The organism is Roseivivax isoporae LMG 25204, assembly GCF_000521865.1.
GTDB classification, from domain to species: domain Bacteria; phylum Pseudomonadota; class Alphaproteobacteria; order Rhodobacterales; family Rhodobacteraceae; genus Roseivivax; species Roseivivax isoporae.
Genome location: NZ_JAME01000032.1, coordinates 49,942 through 58,221, shown reverse-complemented (window position 1 = coordinate 58,221; position 8,280 = coordinate 49,942). Strand labels below are relative to the sequence as shown.

General features: G+C 71.3%; 8 protein-coding genes. 3 read left to right on the top strand and 5 right to left on the bottom strand.

Translation table 11 applies throughout. From position 1 onward, the window contains the following. Window positions 1-140 precede the first annotated feature (140 nt). The 5 genes from RISW2_RS17885 to RISW2_RS17865 form a co-directional block, all read right to left on the bottom strand. Window positions 141-776 carry a hypothetical protein gene (locus tag RISW2_RS17885; RefSeq protein ID WP_043773684.1) on the bottom strand — a complete coding sequence of 212 codons (636 nt, stop codon included), beginning with the start codon at window positions 774-776 and terminating at the stop codon, window positions 141-143. Between the two features lie 109 nt (window positions 777-885). Further along, complete coding sequence (locus RISW2_RS17880) at window positions 886-1,458, bottom strand: cob(I)yrinic acid a,c-diamide adenosyltransferase (protein ID WP_043773683.1); 573 nt, start codon at window positions 1,456-1,458, stop codon at window positions 886-888. 4 nt (window positions 1,459-1,462) lie between these two features. Then, window positions 1,463-1,669, bottom strand: coding sequence for a twin transmembrane helix small protein (locus RISW2_RS17875; protein WP_043773682.1), 207 nt, complete (start codon window positions 1,667-1,669; stop codon window positions 1,463-1,465). Between the two features lie 91 nt (window positions 1,670-1,760). Beyond that, window positions 1,761-2,594 carry an SDR family NAD(P)-dependent oxidoreductase gene (locus RISW2_RS17870; protein WP_043773680.1) on the bottom strand — a complete coding sequence of 278 codons (834 nt, stop codon included), beginning with the start codon at window positions 2,592-2,594 and terminating at the stop codon, window positions 1,761-1,763. 70 nt (window positions 2,595-2,664) lie between these two features. Then, window positions 2,665-3,234 (bottom strand): SH3 domain-containing protein, encoded by a 570-nt coding sequence (locus RISW2_RS17865; RefSeq protein ID WP_211238721.1) that lies wholly within the window; start codon window positions 3,232-3,234, stop codon window positions 2,665-2,667. A 171-nt stretch (window positions 3,235-3,405) separates the two neighbouring features. Here RISW2_RS17865 and RISW2_RS17860 point away from each other — a divergent pair, with 171 nt between their 5' ends. The 3 genes from RISW2_RS17860 to RISW2_RS17850 are packed head-to-tail and all read left to right on the top strand — an operon-like array spanning window position 3,406 to window position 8,140. Then, entirely contained in the window at window positions 3,406-5,727 is a 2,322-nt protein-coding gene (locus RISW2_RS17860) for a DNA topoisomerase IV subunit A (RefSeq protein ID WP_043773674.1), read from the top strand. A gap of 46 nt (window positions 5,728-5,773) precedes the next feature. Continuing rightward, complete coding sequence (locus RISW2_RS17855; RefSeq protein ID WP_244437636.1) at window positions 5,774-7,015, top strand: DUF898 family protein; 1,242 nt, start codon at window positions 5,774-5,776, stop codon at window positions 7,013-7,015. Between the two features lie 3 nt (window positions 7,016-7,018). Next, on the top strand, window positions 7,019-8,140 hold the full coding sequence (locus tag RISW2_RS17850) for a M48 family metallopeptidase (RefSeq protein WP_043773673.1): 1,122 nt from the start codon (window positions 7,019-7,021) through the stop codon (window positions 8,138-8,140). The last annotated feature ends 140 nt before the right edge of the window (window positions 8,141-8,280 follow it).

Sequence of the window (8,280 nt, the reverse complement as noted above, 5' to 3'; positions counted from 1 at the left end):
GTTCGAACTTTTCCTTTGCCATCTCTCAAGACGCCTTCGTTCAAGTTTCGGGGGTCCGAGCGACCCGGTTCACATCGCGGGCCACATATTGGGTCGTCCGGGGAAAATCAAGCAGCCTTTCCCGCCCCGACGCGGGGACCTCAGGGGGTCGCGGGCGCGGGCAGACCGGGCGCGGCGGGCGCGGCATCTGCGGCCGCGGGCGCGGCGGTCTCCGCGGTCGCCTCTTCCGCCGGTGCGGGCCCGCCGAACCAGCCCTCTGCGCGCGACTGCCGGCGCATCCAGTTCTCGATCTGGAGCGCGATGTTCTTGGAAAGATTGGTCATCTGCTCCTCGGCCGACTGCGTCACGCCGGAGCCCACGATGGTCTTGCCCGACGGCGCCTCGAGGGCGGTGATCTGCTCGGCCTCCTCGTTCAGCTTCCGCCCCGTCGCGTCCTCGAACACCGTGACGCGCACGATCAGGACCGATTTCGGGCTGAAGACCAGCGGGATGCCGGGCTGCGCGAGGACGTAGCCCTCGACGCTGACGCCCAGGTGGTAGAAGGCGTCGCCCTCGTAGCGGCGGAAGCGTTCCTCGAGCGCCGAATCCACCGACGCGATCCACTCCTCCTTGGTCGCCTCGCGCGAGGCCGGGCCCTTCACGAGGTTCGGCGCGACGACGATGGCGTGGCCGAGCTTGAAGTCACCCACGGGTTCCACCGGCTGGCGCAGCTCGCGGGCGCCGTCGGCGCAGGCTCCGAGAAGGGTCAGGAGGGCGAGAAGCGGCAGAAGGCGCATGGGCTTGGGTCTCCGTTGGCGGTCCTTGGGCGCGCCGACGGGATACAGGGCGCGCCCGCCGGTGGCAATCGGCAGGGACCGGATCCCCGCCCCGGACGCCCCGCCGCGCTCAGCGGTTCGCGCCGGGAACCCACAGCACGTCGGCCCGGCCGTCGTCGTTGGCGATGCGCGCGGCGACGAAGAACCAGTCGGACAGGCGGTTGAGATAGGTGATCGCGGCCGCGTTCACGCTCTCCGTTGCCGACAGTTCGATGACGTAGCGCTCGGCCCGGCGCGCCACGGTGCGGCACATGTGCAGGTGCGCGGCGAGCGCCGAGCCGCCTGGCAGGATGAAGCTGCGCAGCGGCTCGAGCCGGCCGTTCATCGCGTCGATCTCCCGCTCGAGCCGGTCGGTCTGCGCCGCGACCATGCGCAGCGGCGGGTACTCGGCGCTCTCGTCGCGCTCCATCCCCGGCCGGCAGAGATCGGCGCCGAGGTCGAAGAGGTCGTTTTGGATGCGCGCGAGCTGCGCGTCCATCTCGCCCTCGGCGTGCAGCCGGGCGATGCCGAGCGTCGCGTTCAGCTCGTCCACCGTGCCGTAGGACACGACGCGGGCCGAATGCTTGGCCACGCGGCTGCCGTCGCCGAGCGCGGTTTCGCCCGCATCGCCGGTGCGCGTGTAGATCTTGTTCAGGACCACCATGGTGTCAGCCTCCGCTGCGGCGCACGAGAACGAAGAGAAGGATCAGCAGCACGGCCGCGAACTGCGCGGCGATGCGCCAGCGCATGAGCTTGTTGGCGTATTTGCGGTTGAACTCGCCGCCCTTCGCGAAGCCGCCGATCCCGGTCATGAGGATGGCGACGACGGCGAGCATGACGATCGCCATGACGACGAATAACGGGTCGTGTAGCATCTTCGGTCCTTCGGTCCCTCTGTCCCTGTCCGGGTCGCGCCCGGATGTTCCCTGGACTGCAACCTAGCCGATCCCCGCCCGAAGGCGAGCCTCAGGACCGTGCCAGCAGGCGGTCAAGCGCCCGCGCAGGCAGGACACGCCGGGCGATCGCGGCGATGCGGGTCGGGACCGTGACGAAATAGCGCGGGCGCGGACGGCGCGCCTCGAGCGCGCGGATCAGCACGTCGGTCACCGCCGAGGCGGGTTTCTGCATCGGGTTGTCGCCGCTGCCGGCGTAGAGCTTGTCGAGCAGGTGCGCCCGGTACTCGTCGGCCCGCGCGCTCCGCTCCCAGTCGATCCAGCGTTCGAACTGCCGGATCGCGTTCTGGCGGAACGGCGTGTCGATCGGCCCCGGCTCGATCAGCACCACGTCGATGCCGGTGCCCGCCATCTCCATCCGCAGGCAGTCGGACCAGCCCTCGACCGCGAACTTCGACGCGACGTAGGCGCCGCGCCACTTCGCCCCGACAAGGCCCAGCACCGAGGAATTGTTGACGATCCGCCCCTGCCCCCGCGCCCGCATGAGCCGGATCGCCCGCGTCGTCAGGTCGTGCCAGCCGATGAAGTTCGCCTCGAAGATCGCGCGCATCGCCTCCGCCGGCACGTCCTCGAGCGGCCCCGGGATCGCGTAGGCCCCGTTGTTGAAGAGCGCGTCGAGCCGGCCGCCCGTGGCCTCCGCGACGCCGTCCATGGCGGCGGCGATGCTCGCGGGGTCGGCATAGTCGAGGATCAGCACCTCGAGCCCCTCGGCCGCGAGCCGGGCGCGGTCCTGCTGCGTCCGGACCGTGGCGAGGACACGCCATCCGCGGCGGGCCAGCGTGTGCGCGGCATCGTGACCGATGCCGCTCGACGCGCCGGTGATCAGGATCGTTCGGGGGTCTGGCATGGGCGCTCCGTCTCGGTCCGGTGAGCGCCCAGCCTTGCCGCGCCGCGTCGCGGATGGAAAGTGGCGATCGTCAGCGCGCGGCCGCGCTGACGAGGAAATCCGCCATCCACCCGACGCGGTTGGTCTCGACCGCGCGGATCTTGAGCCAGCCGTCGCCGGTATCGCGCAGGACCTCGATGGCGTCGTCGCGCACGAGCTGGGTCACGATGGCGTAATCCGTGCCGGGGCCCGCGCGCATGTTCACGACGTTGCCGCTGATCGCGCGCAGGTCGCGGGCAGGCTCTGCGGGCTCTGCCGGTGCCACCGCCGCGGCGGGCGTCGCGTCGGGGGCGGCGGCCGACCCGGAGGCGTCCTCGGCCGGGGGGGTGCGGCTCGTCAGGACGAGGCCCAGCGCCTCGGGCGCCACCTCGTCCTGCCCCTGCGCCGCCGTGGCCTCGCCGGCCGCGGCCGGCGCCGCAACCTGCGTCAGGATCGCGCCGGTGTCGGCGCGCGCGACGACCTCCTCGGTATCCTGCCCGGGCGCGTCCTCGACGGGCGCCTCGGAGGCCTCCGCGACGACCGCCGTCGGGTCCGCGCCCGGCACGAAATCGTTGCCGCCCGAAAGCTCGTAATATCCCCAGAAAAGAAATGCGAAAGTCAACAAAATGAACCGTTTCATGATCGCCACCTTCCGATAGCGCCGGGTGTCCGCCGCAAACGGCGCCGGCGACTTCCTGCCTATGCCAGTTCCAACGCCGCGCTAAGCAAAATTGTTTCGAAAGGCGGGTCCGCTCGCTTTACGCCCCGCGGCCCGGCAGCTATCACCGCATCTATGGACGAGATCGCCGACGACCCCAACATGAACCCCCGCAACCTCGCGGAGCCGCTGCGCCGCGCGATCGGGGAGCGCTACCTCACCTACGCGCTGTCGACGATCATGAACCGCGCCCTGCCCGATGCCCGCGACGGGCTGAAGCCGGTGCACCGGCGCATCCTCTTCGCCATGCGCGAGCTCAGGCTCAGCTCGACCGGCGGCTTCCGCAAGTCGGCCAAGATCTCGGGCGACGTGATGGGCAACTACCACCCGCACGGGGACGCGGCGATCTACGACGCGATGGCGCGGCTCGCCCAGGACTTCACCATCCGCTACCCGCTGGTGGACGGACAGGGCAACTTCGGCAACATCGACGGCGACAACCCGGCCGCCTCGCGCTACACCGAGGCGCGCCTGTCGCTCATGGCCGAGGCGCTGCTCGACGGGCTGAACGAGGACGCGGTCGACTTCCGCGCCAATTACGACGGCACGCTGACCGAACCGATTGTGCTGCCGGCGGCGTTCCCGAACCTGCTTGCCAACGGGTCGAGCGGGATCGCGGTCGGGATGGCCACGAACATCCCTCCCCACAACATCGCCGAGCTGGTCGACGCCTGCCTGCATCTCATCAAGACGCCGGACGCGCGCGACGACACGCTGCTGAACTACGTGCCGGGGCCGGACTTCCCCACCGGCGGCGTGCTGGTGGAGCCGCGCGAGCAGATCGCCGAGGCCTACCGCACGGGGCGCGGCGCGTTCCGCCTGCGCGCGCGCTGGCATCTCGAGGACCTCGGCCGCGGCACCTGGCAGGCGGTGGTTACCGAGATCCCCTACCAGGTTCAGAAGTCCAAGCTGGTCGAGCGGCTCGCCGAGCTCATCCAGACCAAGAAGGTGCCGATCCTCGCGGACGTCCGCGACGAGAGCGCCGAGGACGTCCGCATGGTGCTGGAGCCGCGGTCCAAGAACGTCGACCCGGACATGCTGATGGGGATGCTGTTCAAGAACTCGGACCTCGAGATCCGGTTCTCGCTGAACATGAACGTGCTGATCGACGGCGTGACGCCCAAGGTCTGCTCGCTCAAGGAGGTGCTGCGGGCCTTCCTCGACTTCCGCCGCGACGTGCTGATCCGCCGCTCGAAGCACCGGATGGAGAAGATCGACCACCGGCTCGAGGTGCTCGAGGGCCTGATCGTGGCCTTCCTGAACCTCGACCGCGTGATCGACATCATCCGCTACGACGACGATCCCAAGGCCGCGCTGATGCGCGAGGACTGGGGCCGCGACCACGTGCGCGCCATGTCCGAACGCGACTACGTGCCGCCCGCGCCGCTCGGGGAGGACGGCGTGCTGGGTCTGACCGAGGTGCAGGCCGAGGCGATCCTCAACATGCGCCTGCGCTCGCTGCGCCGGCTCGAGGAGATCGAGCTCGTGGCCGAGCGCGACCGCCTGATGGAGGAACGCGCGGGCCTCGAGGACCTGCTCGACAGCGAGGACCTGCAATGGGCGCGCATCGCCGAGCAGCTGCGCGAGACGCGCAAGGCGTTCGGCCGCGACCTGCCCGGCGGCGCGCGCCGCACCGAGATTGCCGAGGCGCTCGAGGCCGAGGAGGTGCCGATCGAGGCGATGATCGAGCGCGAGCCGATCACCGTCGTCTGCTCGGAGCGCGGATGGATCCGCGCGATGACCGGCCACATCGACCTGGCGCGCGAGCTGAAGTTCAAGGACGGCGACGGCCCGCGCTTCATCTTCCACGCCGAGACCACGGACAAGCTGCTGGTCTTCGGCACCAACGGCCGGTTCTACACGGTGTCCGCGGCGAACCTGCCCGGCGGGCGCGGCATGGGCGAACCGCTGCGCCTGATGGTGGACCTGCCGAACGAGGCCGACATCGTCGACATCCTGATCCACCAGCCGGGCCGCAAGCTCCTGATCGCGTCCTCGGCCGGCGACGGCTTCGTCGTGCCCGAGGACGAGGTGGTGGCGCAGACCCGCGCCGGCAAGCAGGCGCTGAACGTCAAGGACGACGTGCGCGCCCGCATCTGCCGGCCGGTGCGCGGCGACGCGGTCGCGGTCGTCGGCGACAACCGCAAGCTGCTGGTCTTCGACGTCGAGGAACTGCCCGAGATGGCCCGCGGCAAGGGCGTGCGGCTGCAGAAATACAAGGACGGCGGGCTGTCGGACGCCATCGTGTTCGACAAGTCCGCGGGGCTGACCTGGCTCGACCCGGCCGGGCGCACCCGCACCGTCGCCCTGCCCGAGCTCGAGGAATGGCGCGCCAAGCGCGCCGGGTCGGGCCGCATGGCGCCGCGGGGCTTCCCGCGCGACAACCGCTTCACCTGAGCCGGCACCCTGACCCGGCCGGGCGCCGAGAGGAATGACCGCCCCCGTGACCCCGACCGACCCCGCACCCGGCGCCGACACGGCCGCCCCCCGCTACACCGGCGAGGGCGGCGCGCTCTTCGGCCTCGCGCTGCGCACGGCGGTGCTGACGCTCCTGACGCTCGGGATCTACCGGTTCTGGGCCAAGACGCGGATCCGCCGCTACATCTGGTCTTCGGTCCAGCTCGACGGCACGCGGTTCGAATATACCGGCACCGGGCTCGAGAAGTTCCTGGGCTTCCTCGTCGCGGTGGTGATCCTCGCCATCTACCTGGGCCTCGTGCAGCTCCTGCTGGCCTTTCTCGGGCTCTCGCTCTTCGTCACGCCGGAAAGCCCCGGCGCGGCCCTCGCGCAGGGGGTGGCGTTCTCGCTCACCGGCCTCGCCGTCCTGCCGCTCGTGTTCTTCGCGCAGTACCGTGCGCGGCGCTACAAGTGCGGGCGGACGCGCTGGCGCGGCATCCGCTTCGGCATGGAGAAGGCCGCCTGGGGCTATGCCCTGCGCGCGCTCCTCTATTACGGGCTCGCCCTCCTGACGCTCGGGCTGCTCTGGCCTCTCGCGACATGGCGGCTGTCGCGGTACATGATCGACCGCACCTGGTTCGGCGATGCCCGCTTCACGCTCGGAGGCCGGTGGACCGGGCTCTACCCGGCGATGACGCACATCCTCGTGCCGGTCGCGCTGCTCGTCGGCGGCACGGCCTTCGCCATCCTCAGCGAACGTCCTGCACTCGCGGCGATCCTGCCCCCCGTCGCCGCGATCTGGCTGGTGATCGGCGTCGTGCACTACCGGGTGCAGAGCTTCGCCTACCTCACCCGCCACACCACGCTCGGCGGCACGGTCGGCTTCGACGCGCGGCCACGCACCGGCACGGTGATCCGCAAGTACGTGGGCGGCTCGATCCTGATCGCGCTTGCGATCGGCGTGGTCGGCGGCCTGCTCACCTCGTTCTTCGGCGTGCTCTTCGGCGGGCTGATGCAGATGGCCGAGGCCGGGCGGCCGGACGGCGCCGCGGGCGCGATGGCGTTCGTGCTCCCGATGCTGGCGGCGCTCTTCGGCTACCTCGCGATCCTGCTCTTCTCCGGGGCCGCCGCCTACGCGCTCATCGTGCAGCCGATCCTCGCGCACTACACCGAGACGCTCGCGGTCTCGGACGTCGCGGCCCTGCAGGACATCCGGCAGCGCGCGGCGGACCGTGGCGCGGATGCCGAGGGGTTCGCCGACGCGCTCGACCTCGGCGGGGCGATCTGAACCATGCAGGCCTTCGCGGATTTCTACGACGGCGAGACCGCGACCCGCCATCCGGTGCACGTGACGCTCGGACCGGACCGCATGGCGCTGCTGATCCGGGGCGACACGCTGCCGCAGCCGCTGCGCTGGCCGCTCGCCGACCTGCGCGCGCTGCACGACCAGTCCGACCGGCGGCAGCTCGTCCTCACCCGCCATGTGGAGTTCCGGGACGAAACCGCCCGCGACCCGGCCCGGCTCGTGGTCGACGATCCCGACTTCATGGCCTGGCTGCGCGCGACGCGGCCCGCGCTCGACGCCCGCGACGTGCCCCGCGGCACCGGGCGGCGCGTCGCGCTCTGGATCGCGGGCGCCCTCGCGGCGGTGGGGCTCATGCTGTTCGTGATCCTGCCGGCGCTCGCCGACACCCTCGCCCGCGCGATCCCCGAGGCGCGCGAGGCGGCGTTCGGCCGGTCCGTCGTGGCGCAGATGGAGCGCGTTCTCGGCGCCGAGCGCATGGGCGGGCTCGACTGCGAGGCGCCCGCGGGACGCGCGGCGCTCGACCGCATGGCGGCGCGGCTGACCGGCGCTGCGGACCTCGACACGCAGGTGACCCTGCGCGTGCTCGACCACGAGATGGTCAACGCCTTCGCCGCGCCCGGCGGCCAGGTCGTGATCCTGCGCGGGCTCCTCGACGAGGCCGGGTCGCCCGAGACGGTCGCGGCCGTGCTTGCGCACGAACTCGGCCATGTCGCCCGCCGCGATCCCACCCGCGCGGCGCTGCGCACCGCGGGGTCGGTCGGCCTACTGGGGCTCGTCTTCGGCGACTTCGCCGGCGGGGCGGCCATGCTGCTCGTGGCCGAGCGCCTGATCGACGCACGCTACAGCCAGGACGCCGAGGAGGCCGCGGACCTCTACGCGCACGAGCTGCTCGCGCGGGCCGACATCCCGCCCGCGGCGCTGGCGCAGATGTTCGAGCGGTTCCGGGAGCTTGACGGCGACACGCGCGGCGCGTTCGCGCATCTCATGAGCCATCCCCGTCTCGGGGACCGGATCGCGGCCGCCCGCGCGGCCACGCCCGAGGGATTCGCCGGCCGCCCGGTCCTGTCCCCGGCAGAGTGGCGCGCGCTGCAGGACATCTGCGGGTGACGGCGCGCCCGAACCCGCTATGTGGACCCAGGAACACGCGGATCGCGCGAGAACGCGACGTTGGACGGCGACAAGGTGACGATTTTGCGCTGTTTCGCTGGCGGCCGGGGCGTTATCACGCGAACGACCTGAAAGATGCA